The sequence below is a fragment of the Aquirufa sp. ROCK-SH2 genome, assembly GCF_054558315.1.
Map to the genome: position 1 here is coordinate 841059 of NZ_JBPXKB010000001.1, position 25949 is coordinate 867007.

Annotated in this window: 22 protein-coding genes and 1 tRNA gene; 11 read left to right on the forward strand and 12 right to left on the reverse strand. The window is 34.7% G+C overall.

Going from position 1 to position 25949, the window contains the following annotated elements; translation table 11 throughout:
- Window positions 1-55: 55 nt before the first annotated feature.
- Complete coding sequence (locus V7S79_RS03645) at window positions 56-922, reverse strand: carbon-nitrogen hydrolase (protein WP_459489194.1); 867 nt, start codon at window positions 920-922, stop codon at window positions 56-58.
- Window positions 919-1884 carry a glycosyltransferase family 9 protein gene (locus V7S79_RS03650; RefSeq protein ID WP_459489195.1) on the reverse strand — a complete coding sequence of 322 codons (966 nt, stop codon included), beginning with the start codon at window positions 1882-1884 and terminating at the stop codon, window positions 919-921. Before V7S79_RS03650 ends, V7S79_RS03645 begins: the two co-directional genes overlap by 4 nt.
- Before the next feature lie 95 nt (window positions 1885-1979).
- Between V7S79_RS03650 and V7S79_RS03655 the strand changes: the two genes are divergently transcribed.
- The 3 genes from V7S79_RS03655 (at window position 1980) to V7S79_RS03665 (ending at window position 5529) form a co-directional block, all read left to right on the forward strand.
- Window positions 1980-3458, forward strand: a complete 1479-nt coding sequence (locus V7S79_RS03655) for a glycine--tRNA ligase (protein WP_459489196.1) — start codon at window positions 1980-1982, stop codon at window positions 3456-3458.
- A gap of 24 nt (window positions 3459-3482) precedes the next feature.
- Window positions 3483-5384, forward strand: coding sequence for a DUF349 domain-containing protein (locus V7S79_RS03660; RefSeq protein WP_459489197.1), 1902 nt, complete (start codon window positions 3483-3485; stop codon window positions 5382-5384).
- A gap of 72 nt (window positions 5385-5456) precedes the next feature.
- Window positions 5457-5529: transfer RNA gene (locus V7S79_RS03665), tRNA-Thr, on the forward strand.
- Window positions 5530-5709: 180 nt separating this feature from the next.
- On the opposite strand, the gene V7S79_RS03670 is transcribed toward V7S79_RS03665, so the two are convergent.
- The 3 genes from V7S79_RS03670 to V7S79_RS03680 form a co-directional block, all read right to left on the reverse strand.
- Window positions 5710-6210: a nucleotidyl transferase AbiEii/AbiGii toxin family protein gene (locus V7S79_RS03670; RefSeq protein WP_459489198.1), complete on the reverse strand. Its 501-nt coding sequence runs from the start codon at window positions 6208-6210 to the stop codon at window positions 5710-5712.
- Between the two features lie 65 nt (window positions 6211-6275).
- A complete protein-coding gene (locus V7S79_RS03675) occupies window positions 6276-6698 on the reverse strand; it encodes a nucleotidyl transferase AbiEii/AbiGii toxin family protein (RefSeq protein WP_459489199.1) in 423 nt (140 codons plus the stop codon).
- The gene (locus V7S79_RS03680; protein ID WP_459489200.1) at window positions 6695-7420 is read right to left on the reverse strand and encodes a DUF6088 family protein; all 726 of its coding nucleotides are present in this window, start codon (window positions 7418-7420) and stop codon (window positions 6695-6697) included. Before V7S79_RS03680 ends, V7S79_RS03675 begins: the two co-directional genes overlap by 4 nt.
- A 148-nt stretch (window positions 7421-7568) precedes the next feature.
- Between V7S79_RS03680 and V7S79_RS03685 the strand changes: the two genes are divergently transcribed.
- From V7S79_RS03685 to V7S79_RS03695, 3 genes are all read left to right on the forward strand, one after another.
- Window positions 7569-7691: a hypothetical protein gene (locus V7S79_RS03685; protein WP_459489201.1), complete on the forward strand. Its 123-nt coding sequence runs from the start codon at window positions 7569-7571 to the stop codon at window positions 7689-7691.
- A 222-nt stretch (window positions 7692-7913) separates the two neighbouring features.
- A complete protein-coding gene (locus V7S79_RS03690) occupies window positions 7914-8252 on the forward strand; it encodes a nucleotide pyrophosphohydrolase (RefSeq protein ID WP_459489202.1) in 339 nt (112 codons plus the stop codon).
- A complete protein-coding gene (locus V7S79_RS03695; RefSeq protein WP_459489203.1) occupies window positions 8253-10430 on the forward strand; it encodes a DNA/RNA helicase domain-containing protein in 2178 nt (725 codons plus the stop codon).
- 496 nt (window positions 10431-10926) lie between these two features.
- On the opposite strand, the gene V7S79_RS03700 is transcribed toward V7S79_RS03695, so the two are convergent.
- A complete protein-coding gene (locus V7S79_RS03700; protein WP_459489204.1) occupies window positions 10927-14064 on the reverse strand; it encodes a TonB-dependent receptor in 3138 nt (1045 codons plus the stop codon).
- Window positions 14065-14502: 438 nt separating this feature from the next.
- Here V7S79_RS03700 and V7S79_RS03705 point away from each other — a divergent pair, with 438 nt between their 5' ends.
- The gene (locus V7S79_RS03705; RefSeq protein ID WP_459489205.1) at window positions 14503-15006 is read left to right on the forward strand and encodes an outer membrane protein; all 504 of its coding nucleotides are present in this window, start codon (window positions 14503-14505) and stop codon (window positions 15004-15006) included.
- A gap of 3 nt (window positions 15007-15009) precedes the next feature.
- Here V7S79_RS03705 and V7S79_RS03710 read toward each other — a convergent pair whose 3' ends face one another.
- On the reverse strand, window positions 15010-15297 hold the full coding sequence (locus tag V7S79_RS03710; RefSeq protein WP_459489206.1) for a hypothetical protein: 288 nt from the start codon (window positions 15295-15297) through the stop codon (window positions 15010-15012).
- A gap of 73 nt (window positions 15298-15370) precedes the next feature.
- Here V7S79_RS03710 and V7S79_RS03715 point away from each other — a divergent pair, with 73 nt between their 5' ends.
- Window positions 15371-15904: a hypothetical protein gene (locus V7S79_RS03715; RefSeq protein WP_459489207.1), complete on the forward strand. Its 534-nt coding sequence runs from the start codon at window positions 15371-15373 to the stop codon at window positions 15902-15904.
- A 6-nt stretch (window positions 15905-15910) separates the two neighbouring features.
- Here the strand turns inward: V7S79_RS03715 and V7S79_RS03720 are convergent, their stop codons facing one another.
- Complete coding sequence (locus V7S79_RS03720) at window positions 15911-17422, reverse strand: ADP-ribosylglycohydrolase family protein (protein ID WP_459489208.1); 1512 nt, start codon at window positions 17420-17422, stop codon at window positions 15911-15913.
- A 107-nt stretch (window positions 17423-17529) separates the two neighbouring features.
- Between V7S79_RS03720 and V7S79_RS03725 the strand changes: the two genes are divergently transcribed.
- Window positions 17530-18774 carry a M24 family metallopeptidase gene (locus V7S79_RS03725; RefSeq protein WP_459489209.1) on the forward strand — a complete coding sequence of 415 codons (1245 nt, stop codon included), beginning with the start codon at window positions 17530-17532 and terminating at the stop codon, window positions 18772-18774.
- Between the two features lie 83 nt (window positions 18775-18857).
- Here V7S79_RS03725 and V7S79_RS03730 read toward each other — a convergent pair whose 3' ends face one another.
- Window positions 18858-20279, reverse strand: a complete 1422-nt coding sequence (locus tag V7S79_RS03730) for an ATP-binding cassette domain-containing protein (protein WP_459489210.1) — start codon at window positions 20277-20279, stop codon at window positions 18858-18860.
- Window positions 20280-20477: 198 nt separating this feature from the next.
- On the opposite strand from V7S79_RS03730, the gene V7S79_RS03735 reads away from it, so the two are divergent.
- Window positions 20478-21500 (forward strand): sugar phosphate isomerase/epimerase family protein, encoded by a 1023-nt coding sequence (locus V7S79_RS03735; protein ID WP_459489211.1) that lies wholly within the window; start codon window positions 20478-20480, stop codon window positions 21498-21500.
- A 66-nt stretch (window positions 21501-21566) separates the two neighbouring features.
- On the opposite strand, the gene V7S79_RS03740 is transcribed toward V7S79_RS03735, so the two are convergent.
- The 3 genes from V7S79_RS03740 to V7S79_RS03750 are packed head-to-tail and all read right to left on the reverse strand — an operon-like array spanning window position 21567 to window position 24800.
- Window positions 21567-22397, reverse strand: coding sequence for an NAD(P)H-hydrate dehydratase (locus tag V7S79_RS03740; RefSeq protein WP_459489212.1), 831 nt, complete (start codon window positions 22395-22397; stop codon window positions 21567-21569).
- A 9-nt stretch (window positions 22398-22406) separates the two neighbouring features.
- Window positions 22407-23741 (reverse strand): D-arabinono-1,4-lactone oxidase, encoded by a 1335-nt coding sequence (locus V7S79_RS03745; protein ID WP_459489213.1) that lies wholly within the window; start codon window positions 23739-23741, stop codon window positions 22407-22409.
- A gap of 21 nt (window positions 23742-23762) precedes the next feature.
- The gene (locus V7S79_RS03750) at window positions 23763-24800 is read right to left on the reverse strand and encodes a glycoside hydrolase family 43 protein (protein ID WP_459489214.1); all 1038 of its coding nucleotides are present in this window, start codon (window positions 24798-24800) and stop codon (window positions 23763-23765) included.
- Between the two features lie 72 nt (window positions 24801-24872).
- Between V7S79_RS03750 and V7S79_RS03755 the strand changes: the two genes are divergently transcribed.
- Window positions 24873-25919 carry a Gfo/Idh/MocA family oxidoreductase gene (locus V7S79_RS03755; protein WP_459489215.1) on the forward strand — a complete coding sequence of 349 codons (1047 nt, stop codon included), beginning with the start codon at window positions 24873-24875 and terminating at the stop codon, window positions 25917-25919.
- Window positions 25920-25949 lie beyond the last annotated feature (30 nt).

Below are 25949 nucleotides of genomic sequence, written 5' to 3' on the forward strand. Positions count from 1 at the left end.
TACCTCTTACCTCTTACCTCTTTTCCTCTCTTCTCTTTTCTATCTTCTCTCTTCATTAATCAATAAACCTCTTCGTAATATCCCCATAAGAGTCAATTCTTCGGTCTCTGAAGAAAGGCCAAGTGCGGCGATAGTATTCCGCAGAATCTACATTGACATCGATGACCGCAATTTCTTCCTTGTGATGAGGGGCTTGATAAATCACTCGACCAAAGGCATTACTCACAAAACTTCCACCCCAAAACTGCTGTCCATTCTCCACTCCCACTCGGTTGACGGAAACGACTGGCACTCCATTGGCTACCGAATGGCTTCGTTGTATGGTTTGCCATGCCTGGTATTGTTCGCGATTAATTTCTCCATCTTTTTCTTCCAAATCCCAACCAATGGCCGTTGGATAAACCAATACTTCTGCACCTTGTAAAGCCGTTAATCGAGCAGCTTCTGGATACCATTGATCCCAACAGATCAGTACTCCAATTTTGGCGAATTGGGTTTCAAAAACTTGATAACCTAAATCGCCTGGAGTGAAATAATATTTTTCATAATAACCTGGATCGTCTGGAATATGCATTTTGCGATATTTCCCCAAATAAGTTCCATCGGCATCAATCACAGCTGTTGTATTGTGGTATAGACCGGCGGCTCTTTTTTCGAACAAAGATGCAATGATCACCACTCCCAATTCCTTGGCTAAATCACCCAAAACGTCGGTAGATTTCCCTGGAATTTCCTCTGCCAATTGAAAAAAATCTTGCTTTTCTTCAAAACAAAAATATACCGATTTAAACAGTTCTTGCAAACAAATGACCTGAGCACCTTTTTGAGCTGCTTCTCGAATGGCTTGAAGCGTTTTCGTCCAGTTTTCTTCCACATTTTCTGAACAAGATAGTTGCACTAAAGCAAAGGAAACATTTTTCATAAGGCTTTGGAAGCGTTGATGATGGGTTCTAATGATAATTGATTCATGCAATTGAAATGATCTAAAGGACAAAAATTGGTCCCTTGTGTGGTGCATGGCCGACAAGGTAAGTCTGTATTTTCAATAGAAGTAAATTCCGCTTGATAGGGATAAAATCCAAAACCAGGGTGCGTACTTCCCCAAATGACAAACATTTTCTTTTGTAAAGCCGCAGCAATGTGCATCATAGACGAGTCGTGAACAATGGCAAATTGGGATTGCTGAATAATTGAAGCGGATTGTCCGATTGTTGTCTTATCGCATAAATTAAGCACTTTTTCAGGAAACAAAGTGGATAAACGATAGCCAAAATTCTCATCCCAACGATCTCCAATCAGTACAATCGTACCTTCTAATTTATCGCAAAGCTCAATCATTTTGGGATAAGAAAGCACTTTGGTAATATGTTGTGCACCGATGGCAAAAACCATGTATTTTTCAGGAATTCCCCATGTTTTCAAATCAACTTGCTGACTTTCAGGAATAAAAAAATCCAAGCCTTTGCCATCAGGGTGAATGTCTAATTTAGATAAAGCATCAAAATTTCTATCCACTAGATGTTTTGGGGGTAATGAATTCACTTTGGTTTTGACAAAAGCTTTTCGCTCTTTGGTGAATTTGTTGATTTGAAATGGAATTTTACCCAATAACAAACACAACAAAATGGAACGAATATTTTTATGTAAATCAACGACAATATCAAATTTTTCTTTGCGAAGCTCTTTCGCCAAATTCCAAATACTTCCTTCAAATGAATGAATTTGATCTACATAAGGATTATTTTCCCAGACGGCACTAAAATTCTTTTTGGTGGCTACATGTATTTCTGATGCAGGATAACGAGTTTTCAAAGCCCTAACAATGGGTGTGGTGAGAATAATATCTCCCAAAGATGAAAACCGAATGCACAGAATTTTAGTCATTTTTTAAAAATAGCTCACAAAATTAAGAAAATTAACATGTTTAGCCTCAATCTTTCATACTTTTCGGTAAATTGCGCTCTAATTTTGAATAATTAATGGAAAATAAAAAGCAAGACACTGCTTCCGCGCTTAAGGACATAATATCTCATGCCAAAGAATACGGTTTCGTATTCCCCTCATCTGAAATTTACGATGGTTTACAAGCTGTTTATGATTACGGTCAAAATGGTGTTGAACTAAAAAATAACTTAAAAACAGTTTGGTACAAAGCCATGACCATGCTGAATGATAATGTAGTTGGTATTGACGCATCTATCTTTATGCATCCTTTGACTTGGAAAGCATCTGGACACGTTGATTCTTTCAATGATCCAATGATTGATAACAAGGATTCCAAAAAACGTTATCGTGCAGATACTTTATTGGAAGAACGTGCTGCTCAATACGAAGCAGATTGCAAAGAAGAAGTGGGCAAAGCATTGTTGCAAAAAATGGCCAAATGTTTAGATGCTGGCGATTTAGAAGGAGTTCGTCAAATTATTATTGATGAAAATATTACTTGTCCAGTTTCAAATACAGCGAATTGGACGGAGGTTCGTCAGTTTAATTTAATGTTTTCGACACAAGTAGGTGCAGTATCTGAAGATGCTAGTTTAATTTATTTGCGCCCAGAAACTGCTCAAGGTATTTTTGTTAATTTCTTAAATGTTCAAAAAACAGGAAGAATGAAAGTTCCTTTTGGCATTGCCCAAATAGGAAAAGCCTTCAGAAATGAAATTGTAGCAAGAAATTTCATCTTTAGAATGAGGGAATTCGAACAAATGGAAATGCAATTCTTTGTTCGCCCAGGTACTGAAATGGAATGGTATGCCAATTGGAAAGAAACTCGAATGAAGTTTCACCAAGCCATTGGATTGCCAGCAGCCAAATTAAAATTCCATGATCACGAGAAATTAGCGCATTATGCTAATGCAGCGGTAGATATTGAATATGAATTCCCATTTGGTTTCAAAGAAATGGAAGGTATTCATAGTAGAACCGATTTTGATTTAAAAGCGCATCAAGATCTTTCAAAAAAGAAACAACAGTATTTTGATCCTGAGATCAATGAAAGTTATATTCCTTATGTAGTGGAAACTTCCGTAGGTGCAGATCGTTTGTTTTTAGCGATTCTTTGCAATGCCTATACAGAAGAAACGGTTGGTGAAGGAGATCAAGAAAAGCAAAGAACTTATTTGAATTTCCATCCAGCCATCGCTCCTATCAAAGTGGCGGTATTGCCATTGGTAAAAAAAGATGGATTAGCGGAAAAAGCTCAAGAATTAACCAATAAATTAAAATTTGCCTTTAATACCACGTATGACGAGAGTGGTGCTATTGGAAAACGATACACTCGTCATGATTTAATAGGAACTCCATTTTGTGTTGTCGTTGATTATCAAACGATGGAAGACGATACGGTAACCGTTCGTTACCGCAATACTATGGAACAAGAGCGCATTTCTATAGCAGACCTAAAAGAAAAAATCGGGTATGCTGTATCGATGGAGCGTATTTTTGAAAAACTAATTTAATTAAAAACGCAAACAACGACGAGTATGATGACCGAAGAAACTAGCCCAGCGATTGAAAACACTCAGGAAAATCCAGTGGAAAAGGCAGTAGCAACATCCACAGAGAGTCCTGTAGCTGAACAATTAGCCGCAGTTGCAGAAACCATTTTTCCAATGGAGGAAAAACAAGTTGAATTACCCACATTGGACTTTGCTTCAGCAAGCAAAGAGGCTCTGTTAGGTTTTTTCGAAAAAATTAAAAGTTTATCGGAGGAAAATCAGCAAGCTGGATTTTTCAAAAAGGTAGATGAGATTATCAAAGAAGGAAAAGCGGCTTATGATTCAATCAAGAATGAGGAGCGTTCTACGGCATTAGCCGCATTTAAAGCAGCTAATGAAGATTCAGAAGAAGGTTTCAACTTCAAAGCAGATGAAATAGGTCAAAAAATTGAGTCGCTTGTTACCCATCTGCGTCAAACAAAACAAACTTTTTTCCAAACCTTAGAAAAACAAAAGGAAAAAGCATTAGAAGGTAAAAATAGATTAATCATAGAATTAAGAAAATTGGTGGATTCTGACGAAAATTCAGATCCTGCCCATGTAAATGCGAGTTTCAAGGCATTTAAAAAGATTCAAGAAGAGTGGAAAAGTTTAGGAAATGCAGCGGGTCCGCAAAATCAAACCTTGTGGCAAAGCTATCATGCCTTGGTAGATCGCTTTTATAGCAATAGAAGTATCTTTTTTGAATTATTGGAATTAGATCGCAAGAAGAATTTACAAGCTAAGGAGGCAATTGCTAAGAAATTAGAAGCTTTAGCCGCAGAATTAAGTAAAGGAGGCGTTTTACAAAAATTATTGAAAGAGGCGGAGGAATTATTTGAGGAATACAAACACATCGGGCCAGCGCATAGAGATGAGAATGAAGCATTATGGCAACGAGTTAAAAAGTCGCTAGATGTGTTATTTGAACAAAAAAGACAAATCAACGAAGCACAAAAAGCGGTATTTGAAGAAAACTTAAAGATCAAAAAAGAGTTAGCTGATTTGATGAAGCACCATGCACAATTTGCTTCAACGAGTATTTCTGAGTGGAATCAAGCTTCTAAGGCAGTTTTAGCCTTGCAAGAGCAGTGGGGTAAATTAAAAGGTGGATTACCGAGAGAAGGTGGCAAAGAGGTGAGTAATTCATTTTGGTCAGATTTAAAATTATTTTTCAAGCATAAAAGTGAGTTTTTCACAAAAATTGATGCGGAACGCAAAGCAAATTTAGCAGCGAAGCAACAATTGGTAGATCAGGTGAACGGCATTGTGGAGACGGGCACAGATACACCAGAGATTACTCAGATGGTGATTGATTTACAGAAAAAGTGGAAAGACATCGGTCATGTTCCTGAGAAGCAAAAGGATCAGATTTATGCCAAGTTCAAGGCAGCCTGCGACGCTTATTTCAACATGAAACGCGAGAAAGGCAAAGGATCTAAGGATGCAGAGTTTGAGGCAAATTTAGCAGCGAAACAAGCCTTGTTAGTGGAATTGGAAGCTATGTTAAAGGATCCTAGCCTATTGGCAAGTTTAGGCGAGAAGAAAGCTGCTTGGGATGCAGTTGGATTTGTTCCAAGAAAAGATGTGAAAACGATTCAGGAAAAATTCCGAAATACATGGAATGCTTTGATTGATTTAGCGAGAACACAGCCAAAAGAACAATTGGCAGCATGGGGCTTTGAGTTAAAATCGATGTCGAATGAAGAAAAAAATCATTCCGACGAGCGGAAAGCACCAAGTGGTGATACGCGTAAAAAGATTCAAGCCTTAGAAAACGATATTGCGGTGTTAACCAATAACTTAGAGTTTTTTGCTAAGTCGAAGAACTCGGAAAAACTGCGTTCAGAGGTAGAAAAAAAGATTGCAAAAGCACAATCAGATTTAGATAAATTAAAAAAAGAGTAAAAAAAACCGATTTTTTTTGATGCAACATTTGGCATTTAAAGCGATTTAGCTTACTTTTGCATCATCAAATCAGCCTCCTTAGCTCAGCTGGTAGAGCAACTGACTTGTAATCAGTAGGTCATTGGTTCGATCCCGATAGGAGGCTCTTGTAAATGCTTGATAATCAATAGATTGTCAAGCATTTTTTGCTTACTCCCAACCTACTCCAAATTATTTGCAAACAATTTGCAAACATTTTTTTTCACACCTTTAGTATCGATGTAAAAAACTATTATAATTGTTTGTAAATAGTTATTAATTTAATATCCTTTAATGGATAGTTTAATTAAACCAAGTCGCTCGCCTGAATCGTCCAAGATATTGAATTTAATCTTTCTTGAATCATTTTTAATGTTTGTAATACCAATGCTTCATTTGGAAATGCTCCATAGACTAATTTCCCAAACTCATTTATATAAACATCCTTCAACTCATTCCAGATATTTTCAAGATCTTTAAAGATTAATGCTTCATTTGGATGATGAATTAACCATTGGTTATTGTTTTTAAAACTAGCTACATCATCCTTTGCGACTTTATTCAACATTTCATCAAAATCTACTGAATGAAAAAATGTCATAAATTCATCTTGTTGAAGCAATTGATGTAAATCATAGGTATGTCTGATCTTTTGTTTTAAATCAGCGAGTGGATTTACACCATAAGAAAAACGAACTAAACTCATTATTTTTTCGCACAGAGTTCTGGTTGGTTCCAATACCTGTAAGTCAAATGGCAACAAACCATATTCTTTCGCTATCTCCGACTGTTTATTATTGAGCATCATCTGACCCACAAATGAAACAATACTTTTCGTCGTATATGGCTCAAAATAACCCAACCAAGTGGATTCTAAAATAATTCATCTCTAACTTGCCCATAGTCCTCTTTAAATTCCTTATTGTAGGTATGTGCTGTTTTTCGGTTCATTCCCTTTTTACGAGTAACACTTTCAATGGGTATTTCGGGTAAAACGGTTTCTACTAAACTACTTATAGCCTTTAATTTAGATTTCAATTTATTGTCAGTATCTCCCACACGCCTTAATACCACCAGGTCTATATCTTCAGAAAAACGCTCAATACCGCTGTAACACTTAGCAAGCGCTGTTCCTCCTTTAAACACTGTATCTTTACCTACCTCATTTTTGAAAATCAAATTCAAAGCATAAGTCACCCAATAGTCTTTTTCAACATATATGGGCATTATTTGTAATTCATCCGAAGTTACTCGAATGGCCTGCTTGAATAGTTGAGGGTTTTCATGAAGTTTCATACGATATTCCATTTTTCGGTTGCATTAAGTATCTTATTGGCACCCGATAATTTATATTTAGTGATTGAATTTAATGTTTTAAAAAGATTCTGTAATGGTTCATTTTGTCCTATTTGTTCTAAAATTGCTCCTAATAAAGCTCTCGTAGCAGGAGGATATTTATATGACAAACGCACAATTGTATTGATATCTTTTTCAGTCAATGTTTTAAAGATAGCTATTAAACGCCTACACGCAAACTCAATACTTGCATCAGGTATTTTTTTAATATAGCGTATAGCATCTAATAGCTGCAATAATGGAACATTCTCTTTTGTGATGATATTTTTTTGCTTAACAAATGCAATTGAATAGCGCTCTCTTTTAAAAGATGGCCGTATTTGATTTTTAGCAATTTGGATCGTATTACTCACTTGGGTAGTCAAGCCAAGCAAGTTATAAATACTGAATCCCGTTAAATAACCCGTTATTTTCCCATTATCTTTCAACAAATCCTTTACCACCTGATCCTGGCTTGGTTGCAAGTTGCCAAATGGTGTATTTTCAGGCTTATAATATTTCCCTTTTGATAGTTTAGCTAGTTTACCCGAAGCTACCATACGGTTCAGTGCTTTTATTGTCGCTTCTTTTTGGTTAACCTCTACATTAAAATCATTATAGGTGAATACATAACCTTTTGGTAATCTATCTATTGTAAATGATATGTATTCAGTTATTTTCATGCAATTATTGTTTTCGCAAATATACTAATATTGTCCATTTTATTAATAAAAAAACTGGACATTTAAAAAAACCGATAAATATGGTAATCAAATTCGAATTCCGAAAATTTATTGTTAATTTAGATATTCCATTCTCTAAACGAGCCACATGACCTTAGAACAATACCTAAACAACATCAATCAAAGCTATAAACTCGGAAATGCAACCGAGCATAGCTTTAGAGGTGATTTACAACAACTTTTGGAAAGTATCGTTCCAGTGATTAAATAAGCCATTATTACAAAAGACAAAACTAAAACCTCAATTTAGTAACTCATTTTAATTCAAGAAACGGTTCTGGCCCCCATTTTTTCCTACGTGGATTTAAAATTTTGACATTTCTAAATTACTAAAAAATTAAAGTTAATAATATCGCAGGATATAGCTTTTCGTTCAAACAAATTGAAATAGAATTGTTAATTTTTTTGTTATTTTTAGGCAAATATTTTAATAATGGAAAAATATAAAAGTGTTATTGATGAACTAACAAAATTTAGAGATGATAGGGATTGGGAACAATTTCATGACTCAAAAAATTTAGCAATTGCAATTTCTATAGAAGCCGCGGAACTAAACGAATTGTTTTTGTGGAAATCAATAGAAGAAACAAACAATGTTAAAATTGATCGTATAAAAGAAGAATTAGCTGATATATTATCTTTTTCATTTTTATTAGCTGAAAAATATGGATTAAATCCGTTTGATATAGTATCTGAAAAAATAAAGCTAAATGCAAAAAAATACCCTATTGACAAAGCAAAAGGCAAATCAGATAAATATGATCTGTTATAAATGAAAGATAAATTCACTATTTCACGTTACAATTTTGATTCTAATATTGAAATTAATATTGTAGAAAATCACAGAGAATATATATCTTGGCCGCTGGTGTATTTATTAAATGACCAACAGAGTAAATACGCTTATGTAGGTGAAACAACTGATGTTATAAAGCGATTGAAAGCTCATTCTAAGACAGAAAATAAAAAAAAATTGACCTCTGTCAATCTAATAACGAGTAATTTATTCAATAAATCTGCGACTCTTGATATAGAAGCAAATCTAATTCGATACATAAACGCAGATGGACAATTCAATTTAAATAATGCAAATCTTGGAATTGCTAATCATCGTTTTTATCAGCAAAAAGAAGTATACTGGGAGTTATTTAGGGACATATGGAATGAATTAAGAAACATGGGAATTGTTCGACATTCAATGGAACACATCGACAATTCAGACTTATTTAAATACTCTCCATATAAATCACTTTCAACAGAACAGGTATCAAGTTTGAAATTAATATTGGAATGCTTATTAGATGACAAAAATAATGTTAGCCTAATCCAAGGAGGCGCAGGAACAGGTAAATCAATTTTAGCAATATTTCTTTTCAAATTGCTTAAAACCAATCTTGAAGATTTCAACTTTTCAGAATTTGATGAAAAAGATTTAGAATTATTTAATCTTTTAAAATCAGTTCGAGAAAAATATGGTGACTTAGATATGGCATTAGTTATTCCCATGGCGTCATTTAGGAAAACAATTTCAAAGGTCTTTAAAAATATTCATGGGTTATCACCGAAAATGGTTGTTGGTCCATCTGATTTATCAAAAAATAAATATGATTTAGTAATTGTTGATGAAGGACATCGTTTGAGAAGGCGTGTTAATCTTGGCCCTTATTTTAAACCATTTGATGATACATGTGAGTCCTTAGAATTAGATAAATCAACGGCAAGTGAATTAGATTGGATTTTAATTCAATCTAAAAATTCTCTTATTTTTTATGATCAATTTCAATCCATTAAACCATCCGATGTTCAACGTTCACGCTTTATTGAACTTGAAAAAGCACCTTCGACTAGAATTGAAACACTCAAAACGCAATTTAGATGTCGCGGAGGGAATGAATATGTTAAGCTGATTAATAACTTGTTGGATAATAAAATTAATATTCCAAATAAATTTCAATCATTAGAGTATGAATGTTATTTGTTCGATGATATTCAACTAATGGTAAATGAAATTAAAAAACGTGAAAAATCAGATGGATTATCTCGCTTGATTGCAGGTTATGCTTGGGAATGGATTTCGAATAAAGACAAATCTGCCTACGATATCATAATTCAAGAAACTAAATTAAGGTGGAATAGTGTTGCTATTGATTGGGTAAATTCACCAAACTCAATAGATGAAGTTGGTTGTATACATACTACTCAGGGTTATGATTTAAATTACACAGGAGTAATAATAGGTCCAGAACTTGATTATGATTTTGAAAAAAAACAGCTTATAATTGATAAAAGTAAATACAAGGACAAAGCTGGCAAAAATACGATTAACGATAATGATATTTTAAAAGAATACATTTTAAACATTTACAAAACAATACTTTTGCGTGGAGTAAAAGGAACATTCATATATGCTTGTAATAGTAATCTAAGATCATACTTGAGTCAGTATCTGACTTTAAAAATGAAAGATATAGTGAAGCCCAATTTAACCATTTTGGATAAACCAAATAATAAAACGATTCCTTTCTATGATTTAAAAATTGCAGCTGGCTCTTTTTCTGCTCTTCAAATAGTACAAAATATCCAATATATTGAATTAGAAGAAAATATTCCAAATCAAGAACGTTTTTTTGCTTGCAAAGTGATAGGTGAATCAATGAATAAAATTATTGAAAATGGGTCAATTTGTCTTTTCGAAAAATATACAAACGGCTCTAGAAATGGTTTAATAACATTGGTAGAAATGAATGATTTTATAGACGTAGATTTTGGCTCCAATTATACGATTAAAGAATACAGTAGCAAAAAAATTATCACTGATGAAAACTGGAGACACGAAGAAATTACCCTTTTGCCGAAATCAACATTAAATTATGATTCTATAATTCTTAGAGATGAGGAAACAAGTGCACTTAGAGTAATTGGAATCTTTGTAAAAGTATTGGGGATCTAAAATTGTTAGTTTAGAATGATACATATTTAATTCTGTCGAATTAATTACATTAAAAATAAATCCTATAAATTCAATTTAACCAACATCTTTTGTTTTGGAATGAAAGAACTTATTCATCTCTTAATAATGCTTAAGATTTACACCTTTTTGACCTTAACCTCTAAAACCATGTTCGAACTAAATAGAACTTTAATAAGCATTACTTCATCTTAGGATTACACATCATATCCCATTCTAGTTTGCAAATTCAATAATATTTAGACTTATTATGAAAAAGAAAACCTCCTAAGTGTGCTTCATTGAGAGGCATAGGAGGTGTATTATCTTATTTAATTTCTATTCTGTAAATGTTTTACAAAAGTAAAAGAAATTTATCTTTTTTAAAATCAACAAACAGTAAAAAATTAAATAATCACATTATTGATATTTTTCTCCAAAACAAAACAGGTGATGCATTTCTGCACCACCTGTTTGATATATTTAAATAAATCAAAAATTAGAATGAATACCTAACTCCCAACTGAATTCTCCACGGAGTACCTCCTGCTGAATTTAATTTTCTACCTGCACCAGTTTCTACGGTATACGTATAATTTTGCGTTGCTTGGTCAAATCCGGTCATCGATACTAAATTGATATTTCCTTGGTTGTAACTTACGCCTTGTGTTTTGTCCAACAAATTCATAAAATTGAAGAAGTCTGCTGAGAAAGCTAAATTACGTGTTTTGAACAAACGAATATCTTTCGTTAATCGTAAATCAACTGTGTAATAGAATGGATTTACTCCCCCATTTCTAGCTGCTACTTTTCCGATATTTTCTCTGATATATGTTTTTACACTTTCCACTACATCTGGATTATCCAATAATCCTTGAATACCTGTTCTGATAGCCGCTGGAACTTTGGGATCGTTTGGATCAAATACATAAGCCAAATCATTCGTTAAATTAAAGTCTCCATTGATACTCTTGTTTCCACCTACCATGAATGAATAACGTGTTCCTCCTACTCCATTCAATACTGCTCCAACTTGAAAGCCTTTCCATGAAGGCGATGCTCCTGAAATCACTAATTTATCAGAAAAATGATCATCTGAATAAGCAATCGTTTGATCACGTGGATCATCTACAATCGGACGAAATGTTGAAGTATTCGCTACGCAACAGTTAAATGAACTGTTATCTTTTGTATCATTCTTTGTGTAACTAACTGTAAAATAACCATCGTTACCAATTTTCATGCTTGCATCTAAAACAACTGCAACTTGATTCAAAATACCTGTCGATTGTAATTCCAATACACGTCCTAATTCTGTCGATTTACGTCCTTTTGTCCAGTCGGTTGCACCATTCGCTGGGATACTTGCTGCTGGCACATAAACTCCTCTGTTTGCCTCATTACTTAAAGTAAAATAAGGTACATCAACGATATTTCTGTCGTAATATGCATAGTTATTAACTGTCTTAGAAGCTAACAAGTTGATTCCCGCACGGAATCTGCTATTGAAGAATCTATTATAAGAAAAATTGATTTTATAGATAGATGGTACTTGAAAATCCTTATTTACCGCATTAATTGTTGAGATATAAGAACTTCCTTGTGGAATACCTGGCGTAGTTGATGGATCATTCCGATATGATTCAAAATTAGGCGTTGGTACATTAGCACCAGAAACGTCAATCGAACCTACCATCGTACCACTGTTCTGAATATTATTCAACTGTAGATACGAAACGGGTTGTGCAGAAAAGATACCTCCACCCAATTTAATGATATCACGCTGACGTCCTTCGTAATCCCAAGTGATCTGAAAACGTGGCTGAATGTTATTGTAATCAGCCATTGAATTATTGGTCTTAATGCCCAATTTACTTTCAGATACTGGATTAGCATCACCTTGCTTGAAAAATACGGTAGCATCATAACGCAAACCAACCATTGCCGAAACGTTTTTGAATGGCTCAAAATCAACTTGTGCAAATGCGGATAAATCTAACAAAGATTGTTGAACAGCTGGATTTGTCAATGGCACTTCTCTTGCATATCTACTTGGCTTTAATGCCGCAAAATCAGCTAAACTATTGAAAAAGAAACGTCCATTCATCTCATTGACGATTTTTGAATCTAAAAATGTCATCATATTATCTGTTCCAAATTTAAAATTCAAGTTTCCTTTACGTAAATACGACGTATTGGCTAAATGTAAGGTCACATCGTTCGCATATTCTGTACCATAACGTTGTCCACCAAACTGAACCGTTTTCGTTTGCGTTGCCGCTGGATTCGTTGAAGTTGGAATCGTTGATTTTACGGTGATAATTGCACGAGGGATATTCGCAGCAGGTAAATCTGAACTAACAATATAATCACGATTCACTGTTTGAAATTGAAATTTCAATTCATTGGTCAAATTAGGAGCCAATTCCGAACGCAATGATAATAAAGCACTGTTTTCCTTGGTTTTGTATCCGATATAGCTTTCTAATAAATTGATATTTGAATTATCATTTTGCGAATTTGGAGCAAACCATGTCGTTAAATTATTTCTGAAAGTCAATTTATGTTTCGCGTTAATCTGCCAATCGATACGAGCAAACAAGGCATTTGCTTCAGTTTCACGAGAAAAATTACCGTATTGAGGCGTATTTTTCAAACCATATTTGGCACGAGCAATCGAAATCAATTCATCTAAATTAGCTTTTGTGATACCAAATCTAGCTTCTTCTGTTGCATCAAAAACGGGAGCAATTTGAAAAGGAATCGTTTCTGTTTGACGATCATAAGCCACAAAATAATGCAATTTGTCCTTCACAATGGCTCCACCTAATGAAAAACCATATTGTTTCTGATCAATGTTGGTAGTACGAGCAGTTCCGTTAGGATTGAACTCACTGTTCATTGGAAACAACTTATTTCCCATCAAATAGGCATTACTTGCACGTTGAAAAAAGAAAGCAGATCCTTCCATGGTGTTGGTACCATTTTTTGTAACTGCATTAAGAGATCCACCTCCCTGACGTCCTTGCGTAACATCATAATTGTTGGTAGAAACCTGGTATTCACGAATTGCTTCTTGAGAAATCGTGTATGGTCCATTACCCACCGCACCGTTGGTGTACATATTTCTTGCGTTTACACCATCCATAGTAACGTTGGTAGAAGAAGAACGTTGACCACTAAAACTACCATTTTTACCTTGCAAAGGAGAAAGAGCTGTTAAAGCGGTGAAATTTCTACCTTCCATGGGCAACTGCTTCATTTGTAGAGATGTTACCGCAATTGCAGCACCTGCACGAGCAGTCTCTTTATTAACGAATGAATTGCCATTCACCACTACTTCTTTCAGCTGTGTATCGCTAGGAATTAATTTACCATCAATTCTGATTTTATCACCTTGATTCACCGCATAATCTGTGAATTTCATCGTCTGATACCCAACGAATGAAAACATCACTGTATACGGTTTTCCCAAAGGCAATTGTTGCATTTGATACTCGCCTTTTGCATTAGAAACAGTTCCCGACTGAAAACCGGTCGATTCGTTTTTTAAACGCACTGTAACACCAGGAATGACCTCCCCTTTCTCATCAACCACTTTTCCGAAAATGGTTGCATCCGTTCCTTGTCCATACATAATGGAACTAAAGAGTATTAAAGAAAATAAGTAAAGAAGACTTTTCTTTGGAAGTCTTAGAAACCGTGTAAATGTAAACTTAGGCATGTTATTTTTGTTTAATTTCGACAAAAATACCTTTTGCAAAAGTTGTTGCGTTTACCAGTAGATTATCAAATAATCAAAAAAAACAAACTAAAACACAGATATAGAAAGGATAGATTAATCAAATATGAGCCAATTGTTACGAACTGAACCAAACGTGGAAAAATCTATTTTTTTTCATAAATTAAAGCCAAATGTTACTATTTACCTTGGAATTATGATATTCTATTCATCCAAGTTTTGGAAGTTCATAAAATAAAAAGAAAATAATCCCGTTTGAACTAGATACAACGAGCAATTGATATTTAATTTATAAATTTAGATTCATTTTTCCCATCACTAAATTTCAATCACATGAAAAAAATCCTTTCTACCATCACAATCATTTTTTGCTTGATCTCAAGCTTTTCAACTTTCGCTCAAAATGAAAAACTGTCTGTGGGAGTTCAATATCAAGCTTTTTCCATGGGCTTGAGTTTAAAGTACAACTTAGATAGCAAATCGAGCATTCAAGGAATCATTAACCCTATCTCTGTAGGCGATTTAAGTATCAACTATTTTGGCGGACGATACAATTATTATTTCGAAACCGATGAATTCGGAAAATTGAAGCCTTATGTTTTTGGTGGATTAGGCATCGTAACTTACAATTACAAATTAGCAGGATTATCTAATAATTTTCTGAATGATTACAGTGGCAATTTTGTAGGTTATTCAGCAGGCGCGGGCCTTCAAGGTAGATTAACAGAGAATCTTGAATTGTCAGGAGATCTAGGTTTCGGACGCTTGAACGTTTCTTCCGGATTAGGAGTTTCTGGATTAACCTTAGGCTTTGGATTGCATTATTATTTAAAATAGTTTTTAGTTATTAACCGGCTCCTGAATATTTACCAACACCTCCATTTTTTCCCCATTGGGTAATTGAACAATGCCATGTCCGTCGTCGTCCAACTCATCCGATTTGACAGAAATAAGCGTTTTATTTGGATATTGAATGCGTAAAATCAGACATCCTTCAATATCAACGACGATCGGTTGAGATTTACTTTTATTGGTTGTTAACACTTTGGCACGATAAAGTCCATCTTCAAAAATGCATCCTCCGATTGGAAACAAAAAAACGTAAAAAGAAAAAATCAAGTGTAACATCCTGAAAACGACTGAAATTTCGTAAAGATATCTTATTTTTAGAATTGCTTCATCATTATTTCATCATTTCAGTATGTTAAAACGGTTTCTCTTTTTTGCATTTGTTTTTTTTAGTCTCCACAATGCCACTTTTGCCCAAGAAACCCTAACATTAAAATTAGTCAAAGACGAGTTTTGTCAATACGTTGATTTAAACACAGAAAATATCATTCAGCTTCTATCCACAAACAACAATGATTTCATTCAATTTATGGAGAAAAATCAATTTAGAAAATCTGAATTAGGCAAGAAAAATGAATACATCGCTAACAGTACAAAATTAAACCACGCCCGACTTCTAAGTAAAGATGGGCAATCAATCCATTTTACTTTCTCTCCTATTCAGGCAGACCAAATCGCTCATTTCATCTCCGACCTACACCAACACACGAAAATCCTAAAAACAATTCAAAAGGCTAATAAAAAGACTTTTATCGTACAATTTCTTCATTTATCCCAAAATAAAAACTACCAAATTGAATTAAAAGAAAAAATCGAAACAGAAGAGTATGTTGGTAGAACAATAGCGGTTAAAACGCTTGAAGTGAATGTAGAATGTCGAATTTAAAAGACTTCATTTCCCTGAATACACCAACAAATCATACACTTTGCACTCATAGATAGAACTTGGATTTTTCAATTTTACCTTCACTTGATGCTTTGCTTGGGGAATCAAATATTTCCAAGTTAATTCATACCTGCGAGTAGTGAATGAAACGGGTAATTTGGCCACTTCCATCAATTTTCCATCTAAAAACACTTCCATGTCAAATGTATAAGGATCTAAGGAGCCCCATTTGGATGCCTCGCCTGTCAATACAAATCCATTTCCTTCAAACTCAAATTCCATCTCATCTTTCAAGGTTTTACCGATTCCTCTACGCTCAATAGGTCTCATTCCTGGAAAACTTTCTTCCATTTTGACAGATTTGGGTGACTCAAAAGGAATTTCAATGAGACTATTTTTTATTTTTCCTCCATGATTTTCGATATTTTGAAGCGCATGTCGATAGCCCATTTCATATACCTTACTCAATGAAGTACTTGTATATTTAAAATCAATATCTTCAGCCTCTTTTAAGCCTAATTTCCAATAAGCTGGTATTTTTTTATAGCCCAACATTGTTCCTAAGATCCCTCCTGCAGAAGATGGATTACAGTCGGCATCCTGTCCACAGCGAGTCGTTATATCTAAGGTTTTTGAATAGTCCCCATTTCCATATAGCAAACCCAATACGACATAGGCAGAATTAATGGTTGCATCTATATTATATGGCCTAAAAACACCATCTGGACAAGAAATATCTTGTGCCCATTTTTTCTGAATCTCAAACCATGTGGCTTTCCATTCATTAGGAAATTTTTTATGCCAAGAAATGACATCAGCAATGCATTGGTAATATTTACTTTGTTTAGGAATGGTTTTCAATGCTTCCTGAATAATTGTTGGAACATCATTCGATACAAATGCCATCGAATAACATGCCCCAATAAAAACTCCTCCATAATAACCATCACCATAATTCATGATATGTCCTATTTTATCCGATATTTCGGAAGCGACATTAGGCATACCTGGAGACATTAAGCCAGCAAAATCACTCTCGATTTGATAATCAATACAATCTGCATGCGGATTATTCATCCAATGGCCAGATTCAGGCGATGTCATTCCATTCAAAATATTGTATCTCCCCGCTTGATTGGCATGCCACAAGGCATAACCTGCATGGGCGTATGCATTCGCATGAGCAGAAATTGGTGCTTGTAAACCATTTTTTTCAAAAACCTCTACAAAAGTTAGATCCATGTACAAATCATCATACAATCCTGGATTTTCAAGCATCGTTTTTTTCAAATAACCATCATACCAAACAATGGGCTGGTAGGCATCTATAATTGTTCCATTATACCGAAATTCCATCGGTCCACCATAAGTAACACCAATGGTTTGACCGGCCCAACCACCTTTGATCTTATCTAATAAAACATCTTTCGAGATCTTTTTAATGCTTTTTTGTGCTGTAAGCACTTGACTGATAAGGAGAAAGAGGAAAATAAAAACTTGTCTAATGGCTACTTTCATGTCAAATAAATATTACAATAAGGCTAGCAATTTGAGAAAATCCACTTTAAAAACATAATTTTAAGAAATAATTGAATATTTCATCGATCAATTGAATCTAAACTAACATGGAAAGAAGGGATTTTATTAAAAAATCAAGCTTATCACTCATTGGATTACCACTGTTAAACACCTATTTTAACAATTCAAATAAAATTATTGAAGAATTTCAACTCGTAAAATTTAATCCAATCACTAAAGAAGAGCGATTGATTCGAATTGCCAAAGCTCAAAGATTATTGATTGAAAACAACATTCAAGCACTGATATTAGATGCAGGAACCAGTTTAGATTACTTCACTGGCTTAAAATGGTATCCAAGCGAACGAAGTATGTTGTGTATTATCCCTCAAAATGGCCACATACAATATATTTGCCCCGCCTTTGAAGAAGATCGATTTCAGGAATTAGACAAAATTGGGGATCAAGTTTCTACTTGGGAAGAACATGAAAACCCTTTTTCATTGTGCTTCCAAATTCTTAAAAAATTGGGTATCACCAAAGGGCAATTAGCCGTTGAGGAGCAAACTCGTTTTTTTATAGCAGATGGACTCAAAAAAGCTGGAAAAAATTTCCAAATTATCAGCGGAGACCCTATAACGGTCCCTTGCCGATTGATCAAATCACCACACGAAATTGAATTGATGCAATTGGCCAACAATGCTACCTTAAAAGCCATTGAATATGCGTATACTTTTCTAAATGAAGGAGTAAGCACCAAATTCATTGCCGATAAAATAGCTTATGCACATACCCAAATGGGTACTGTACACGATTTCGCCGCAGTTACTTTTGGACTGGCTACTTCATTTCCACACGGTAGTAATAAAAAAACACCCTTGAAAAAAGGAGATGTAGTGATGATGGATGTGGGCTGCCGAGTAGGTGGATACAGCTCAGATATTACCCGCACAATTGTCTTTGGAAAAGCCACAGACAAACAAAAATTCATTTGGGAGTTGGAACAAAAAGCTCAATTGGCTGGATTTAAAGCTGCTCAATTAGGAGTTGCCTGTGAGGAAGTGGATTTTGCAGCTAGAAAAGTTATTATTGATGCTGGATTTGGCCCTAATTATCAATTACCAGGATTACCACATCGCACAGGACATGGAATTGGCATGAATGGACATGAATGGGGGAATATGGTCAAAGGCAATAAATTACCCTTACAAGTAGGAATGTGTTTTAGCATCGAACCGACCATCGCCATTCCAGGTGAATTTGGTGTTCGTCATGAAGATTGTGTGTATATGACCGAAAATGGCCCAAATTGGTTTACGGAACCAAGCAATGTGATGAATTATGAATTATGAATTATGAGTTATGAGTTATGAGTCGTTAATTAATTCATACATCATAATTCATACATCATAATTCATACATCATAATTCATACATCATAATTCATACCTCATTTTCACACAACTCGGAATATCTGATTCATAATGTGACACATAAATCAATGTCATATCTGAATTTTCAGCCAAAAAATCAATGATATTTTTGATGTGCTCAATTTGAAATTGATCCAAACCTTGACAAGGTTCATCTAAAATTAATAAGGGGGGATTTTTCACAAAAGCCCTTGCTAAAAGTACTAATCGTTGTTCTCCGGTAGAAATACGCTGAAAATATTGGTTTTGCAAATGACTAATTCCAAGAATTTCCATCCAATCCAAGACCCGTTTTTCCTGCAAATCGCTCAATTTTTTGAATAAACCAATCGTATCAAATAATCCTGATCCAATCACCGACAAACAAGTTGCGGCCGTTTTAAAATACAAGTGCAGCTCAGGACTAACAAATCCTATGCGTTTTTTAATGTCCCAAATACTTTCTCCACTTCCCCTTCTGCGATCAAATAACCACAATTTTTGAGAATAACTTTGAGGATTATCTGCCGTTATCATGCTTATCAATGTGGATTTACCCGCTCCATTGGGTCCTTTTATGGCCCATTTATCGCCTTTATTGATTAACCAATTCACTTGGTTTAAAATCACTTTATCTTGATATTGAATCCTTGCCTCCTCCATTTTCACAGCAACCTCAAAATCTGAAAATTGATTTCGATCTTGAATTAAACCTTCCAATTTCATTTGCCAATTTTCGGAAATCTTCAAAGATGAATCTTGAGAAGAATAATGCTCTCTAGAGCCTTTCCACATTACTTTGCCATGCTCAAGAAATAGTACTTTATCCACTAAATCAGGTAAATCTATTGGACTATTGATTAAAATAAAAGGGACTCCTTGACATTTTAATTGTTTCAATGATTGAGTCAATAAACTCCTTCCAGCCACATCTAAACCTAAATAAGGATTGTCAAAAATTAAATAATCTGGATCCTTTAATAAGGCTTTTATAATTTGTAGACGCTTATTTTCGCCATTCGACAATTGCAATAAAGGTTTATTCCAATGTTCTTTTAAATGAAACAATTCCAGCAATTCTTGCACTTTTGTGGCATCTTCTTCCTCTAATTCCTCCTTGATGGTGTAAGAATCCTGTGAATCAGCTGAATTAAATCGCTGTTGAAGATAAAACTCATTGACATTACTTCGATTTTTAAATTGATGTTGTTGATCCACCAATAAAACAAATGGATTTTTTCTATCTCCCAAAGCTTTAAATTCCACTTCACCTGTTCTAAACAATCGACCTGTTAATGCCTTAGCTAAACTCGTCTTACCTGCCCCTACTCCACCCACAATAGCCCACACTTCATTTTGGTACATCTCAAAATTTACATCTTTCAAAATGACCTGGTTTCCATAAGCAATTCCCAAATCTTTTACTTTCAACAATAAGTCATTCATGCTGTAAATCTAGAGAAAAAATGCACTTTACATCCTGATAAAGGTCAAGCCTTTTAAATAAAAATAAATAGTTTTTAACACTTAAAGTAAATTTAATGCCTTTTTTCAGGTATTTGGTCGCAAAATATTCATTTTGATACGATAATTTCAAAAATATTTACAACATTGCTTCTTCATTTTATTAAACCTATTACAATCATGTTAAACGAAGAACAATCAATCAATAGTCAATCTAGACGTAACTTTTTATTAAAAGGCTCATTAGCATCTTTAGGAATTTTCATGGCAAGTAAATCTGCTTTCGCTCAAGGAAGTTTATTCGCTGGCCCTAATTCTAAATTCGCTGGAGTTCAAATTGGAACAATTACCTATTCATTCCGTTCTTTACCAGGAAGTATTCAAGAAACCTTACAATATTGTGTTGATTCAGGTGTAAGTGCAATTGAATTAATGGGTGAAGCTGTAGAAGATTACATCGGTAAGCCTAAAAATCCAGTGGCTATGCCAAGATGGCAACCTGGTCAACCAAGACCAACTTTGACTGACGAGCAAAAAGCAGCCATGGCGCAATACAACAAAGATGTAGCTACATGGCGTGAAACTGTGAGTATGGATAAGGTAAAAGAAGTGAAAAGTATGTTTGATAAAGCAGGTGTTAGTATTTATGCTTTCAAGCCCAATGCTTTAAATCCCAACAATACTGATGGAGAAATTGAATATGCACTAAAAGCTGCGAAAGCTTTGGGAGCGAATTCTGTTACGATCGAATTACCAACTAACCCTGATCATTCAAAAAGATTAGGCGATTTAGCAAGCAAGCACAAAGTATATATTGGATATCATGCCCACCTTCAAGCAACTGATACCGCTTGGGATGTTGCATTGGCACAATCACCATATAATTCCATGAATTTAGACTGCGGCCACTACATCGCAGCAGGTGGACCTAATACCACAGAATCTTTGTTGAAATTGATCGAAAATAAGCATGATAGAATTACATCCATGCACATCAAAGATCGTAAAAACAAAGAAGGTGGTGGACAAAATATGCCATGGGGACAAGGAAATACGCCTTTGAAAGAAATCTTAACTCTTTTAAAGAATAAAAAATATACATTCCCCGCAACCATCGAATTGGAATATGACGTACCAGCAGATTCTAACCCAGTAGCTGAAGTGAAAAAATGTGTTGAATACGCGAAGGCGATACTTTCTTAATTATGAATTATGAATTATGAGTTATGAGTTTGGGGAATATTTTTTCCACATTTCATAACTCATAATTCATAATTCATAATTCATAATTAATTTCAACGCCTCCACTAAATCACTCGCAATCAAACTAGCTTCATTTTGAGATTCTATGGCTTTGTCGCCAGCCAAACCATGCAGGTAAACTCCCATACATGCAGCAATACTAGGTGAATATCCTTGAGCACACAAAGAGGCAATTATTCCTGTTAATACATCTCCACTTCCTGCGGTGGCCATACCTGCATTTCCGCTTGTATTTTCATATACTAGGCCATCGTTAACAAATATTTTAGAATTTTTACCTTTTAAAACCAAATTAACCTTCCTTTTTTCCACAAACTCAAAAGCTTTTTGAAGACTATTTTCAATATCTAATTTTTCACCCATCAATCTTGAAAACTCGCCCAAATGAGGAGTTAAAATATGCTGAGGGCTTAATAAACGTTGAAGTTCAGGGTTTGCTGACAAAATATTTATCGCATCGGCATCAATGACGATAGGCCCTTTGAAATGAGTTAAAAAATAAGTCAAAATGGAAGTAGCCTGAATACCTAAACCAGGTCCAATGGCAATTGCATCAACTGATTCCAAAGATATTTCAGATAAAAACCCCTCCTTTTCTGAAGAAATCGACATGATTTCTGGACAATAAGTCAATAAAGCTTGAAGCGATTTTTCTGGCACACAGGCAGTTACTAATCCACAACCTGCACGTAAGGCCGCTTTAGCAGTCAACATGGGAGCTCCGTATTTCCCTTCGCTCCCACCAACTACAAGGACGTGTCCAAAGGTCTTTTTATGTCCGTCGGAAGGACGAACCAAAAGATGCTTTTGAAACCAATCAGCCGTTATAAACTCCATTTGCTCGATTTATGAATAAATATTACGCTTCAAAAAGTCATTTTTCCACTTTCCTGTCGGATCTAATCTCTTAGCCAAGGCTAAAAAATCTTTGTATTTAGGATATCTACTATGTAAAACATCAGCAGGCATCGTGAATATTTTTCCCCAATGTGGTTTTCCTCCAAATGGTTTCAATTTTGCTTCTATTTTAGGCAATAATTTCAATACCTCTTCCGTATTCGGTTTCCAAGTAAAGTGAATGGCTACAACATCTTGTTTGTAGGCTGGACTCATCCAAAAATTATCTGCAGCAATACTTCGCAATTCTGTTACATATAAAACGGGATAAATTTCTTTGTGCATTGACTCAATAGCCATGATTGCTTGATAGGCCAACTTTCTAGGCACAAAAAATTCAGATTGTAATTCAGCCCCGTTACTTGGAATAAAATCCATTTTAAAGTGAGGTAAACGCTCATACCAAGGACCAGGAACCCCCATTTGATCCGTACAATTGATTGGAGAATTCACCTTAATGGGATGTAAATTTCGAGTCGCTGCTTTTGCGCCAAAAAGCTCATTTTCTAAGCTTTCGTACGTTTTATCGGTTCTTCTTTTAACCCAAACTTGATTAATATTCTTATCTAACCAATGTGTAAATAAACTGACAGAATATCCTGAACCAAAGATTTGATCAAAATGATCTTTCAATTGCGACATGGGCAAATTTTCAAAGACGTGTTGCGTCACATCAAATTTAGGTTGGATTTTCAATGCCACCTTGTAAACGATTCCCAAAGCTCCCAATCCAACTACAGCACCATAAAAATCAGGATCTTTTTCTGTTAACAACAAAGTGGAACCATCCGCCTTTATGATTTCAATCGCAGCGACAGCGGTAGATAAATTTCCATTCTTATCTCCTGAACCATGCGTGCCAGTGCTTGCCGCACCCATCACGGATATGTGTGGCAATGAAGCTAAATTATGCACCGCGTAGCCTCTAGCATCCAACCACTTTCCTAAGGTTCCATATCGAATACTCGATTCCACCCAAACCAATTGATTTTTTTCGTCTAATTCTAAAACCTTGTTTAAATAAACCAAAGTCACATGCGACTCATTCGTATCTGCAATCGTATTAAAAGAATGTTTAGACCCTAATACTTTTCCATTTTTCAACTTTTTGACCACCTCAATTAACTCCTCCTTTGTTTTAGGAGCCAATAATTCTTTTCGATGATAAGTTAAATTTCCAGCCCAATTGGATTCCAATTCTGCTTGAGAAGCACTAGGCCATTTGAATAAACTCAGAGAAAATATTCCCAAGCTTGATTTTTTTAAAAATTCAATTCGTTTCATTGTTAAATCTTTAGAGTTTTATTATTCAGAATAAGCTGAAATCGTTTGAATTTGACCATTTGCCAAATGTTTTAATTCCGCTACTTTAATATTTCTTAAATGTGTTTTACCAGACATTTGAACATCATGGTAATACAAATACCATCTACCTTGAAATTCAACGATAGAGTGATGATTCGTCCAACCTTGTACAGGATTTAATACTTCTCCTTGATAAACAAAAGGTCCATAAGGAGAATTTGAAATAGCATAAGCAATGTGATGTGTGTCTCCAGTTGAATAACTCAAATAATATTTTCCATTAAATACGTGTATCCAAGCTGCTTCAAAGAATCTTCTTTCATGATCTGAGGAAAGTAATAACTTACCCGCTTTGTCCACAATTTTCACATCCTTCAAAGATTCAGCCAATTCAATCATATTGCCTTTTAGTTTAGCAATTTTTGGCATTAATGCGGGAGAATCATTGGCTGGCTGAGTATCGTCTAGCTGATATTTACCAGACTTCCATCTTTGTAATTGACCACCCCAAATTCCACCCACATACAAATAATGATCTCCATTTTTATCCTTGAATACACATGGATCAATGCTGTAAGAACCTTGGATATAGTCTTTTTCTGCAATAAAAGGCCCTTCAGGCTGATTACTTTTCGCAACTCCAATTCGAAATACACCTTCTTTATCTTTGGCAGGAAAATACAAATAATAATGACCATCCTTTTCTGCTGCATCGGGAGCCCAAAGCATTTTAGATGCCCATGGGATATTTTCAAGAGCCAAAGCAACCCCATGATCTTGTACTGATACTTGTGGTGAACTTTGAGAAAAAACATAGTAATCTTTCATGGCAAAATGACTTCCCATGTCATCTTCTTTAACTCCTGCTTCAATATCATGCGAAGGATAAATATAAATTTGACCATTAAAAACATGTGCAGAAGGATCCGCTGTATATAGATGTGTGACCAAAGGTGGATGTTTGGGATTACTATATTTAACTTGACTAAAACTGGTGATTGTAATTAATCCTAAGACAAAAAATAAAAGGTATTTCATTGGTTAAATTATTTATTTATAAAGATATTAATTCTTTAATTTTACCCTTCAATTTAACGAAAATATATTAAAATGAAAGATCAGCTAAATCTTATCAATACAGCTTTATTATCGTTTGGAATGTCTGGTAGAGTTTTTCATGCACCTTTCATTCACCTTCATCCAGGTTTTGCTTTATTGGGCAGCTGGGAAAGAAGTAAAAAAGCCATTCAAGAATATTATTCAGATGTGGAATCCTACGAAAGTTTAGAAAAAGTCTTATCAGATGCATCCATCGAATTAGTAATTGTAAATACTCCCATATATACACATTTTGAATATGCAGAAAAAGCACTAATGGCAGACAAACATATTGTAGTAGAAAAAGCCTTTATGTGTAATTCGGAAGAAGCCATAAAAATCAAAGAATTAGCCCAAAAAGTAAATAAACAGGTTTTTGTGTATCAAAACAGGCGCTGGGATTCTGATTTTTTAACGGTTAAAAAAATCAAAGAAAGTGGCATATTAGGCGAAATCGTGGAAGCAGAATTCCATTTTGATCGTTTTAATCCCAATTTGTCCCCTAAACTACATAAAGAATTGGAGGGACCTGGAGCTGGTATCGTCAAAGATTTAGGAGCCCATGTGATTGATCAGGCATTATCTATATTTGGAATGCCGGATAAAGTTTATGCCGATTTAAGAAAATTAAGAGTAAATACCCAAGCTGAAGATTATTTTGAAATACTCTTATTTTATCCTCATTTAAGAGTACGACTAAAAGGGGGATATTTCATCAAAGAGGCAGTTCCCTCCTTTCAATTGCATGGTCGATTAGGAAGTTTTGTAAAATCAAGAGCTGATAGACAAGAAGCTGATTTACAAAGTGGGAAAATTCCTTTTGGAGAAAATTGGGGAATGGAAACTGAAATTGATTTTGGTGTGTTAAATACTGAAAAGGAAAGAACCAAAATTGTTTCGGAAAAAGGGGAATATATGGCATTTTACGAAAATGTATTTGACACGCTCAGAAAAAATGGGCAGGCAGCCGTTTCAGCACAAGATGGAATCAATTGCTTAAAGGTCATTGATGCAGCATTTTTAAGTAATCATGAGCAGAGGGTGATTGAGTTGAGCTAAGAGGTAAGAGGTAAGAGGTTTTCTCTTTTC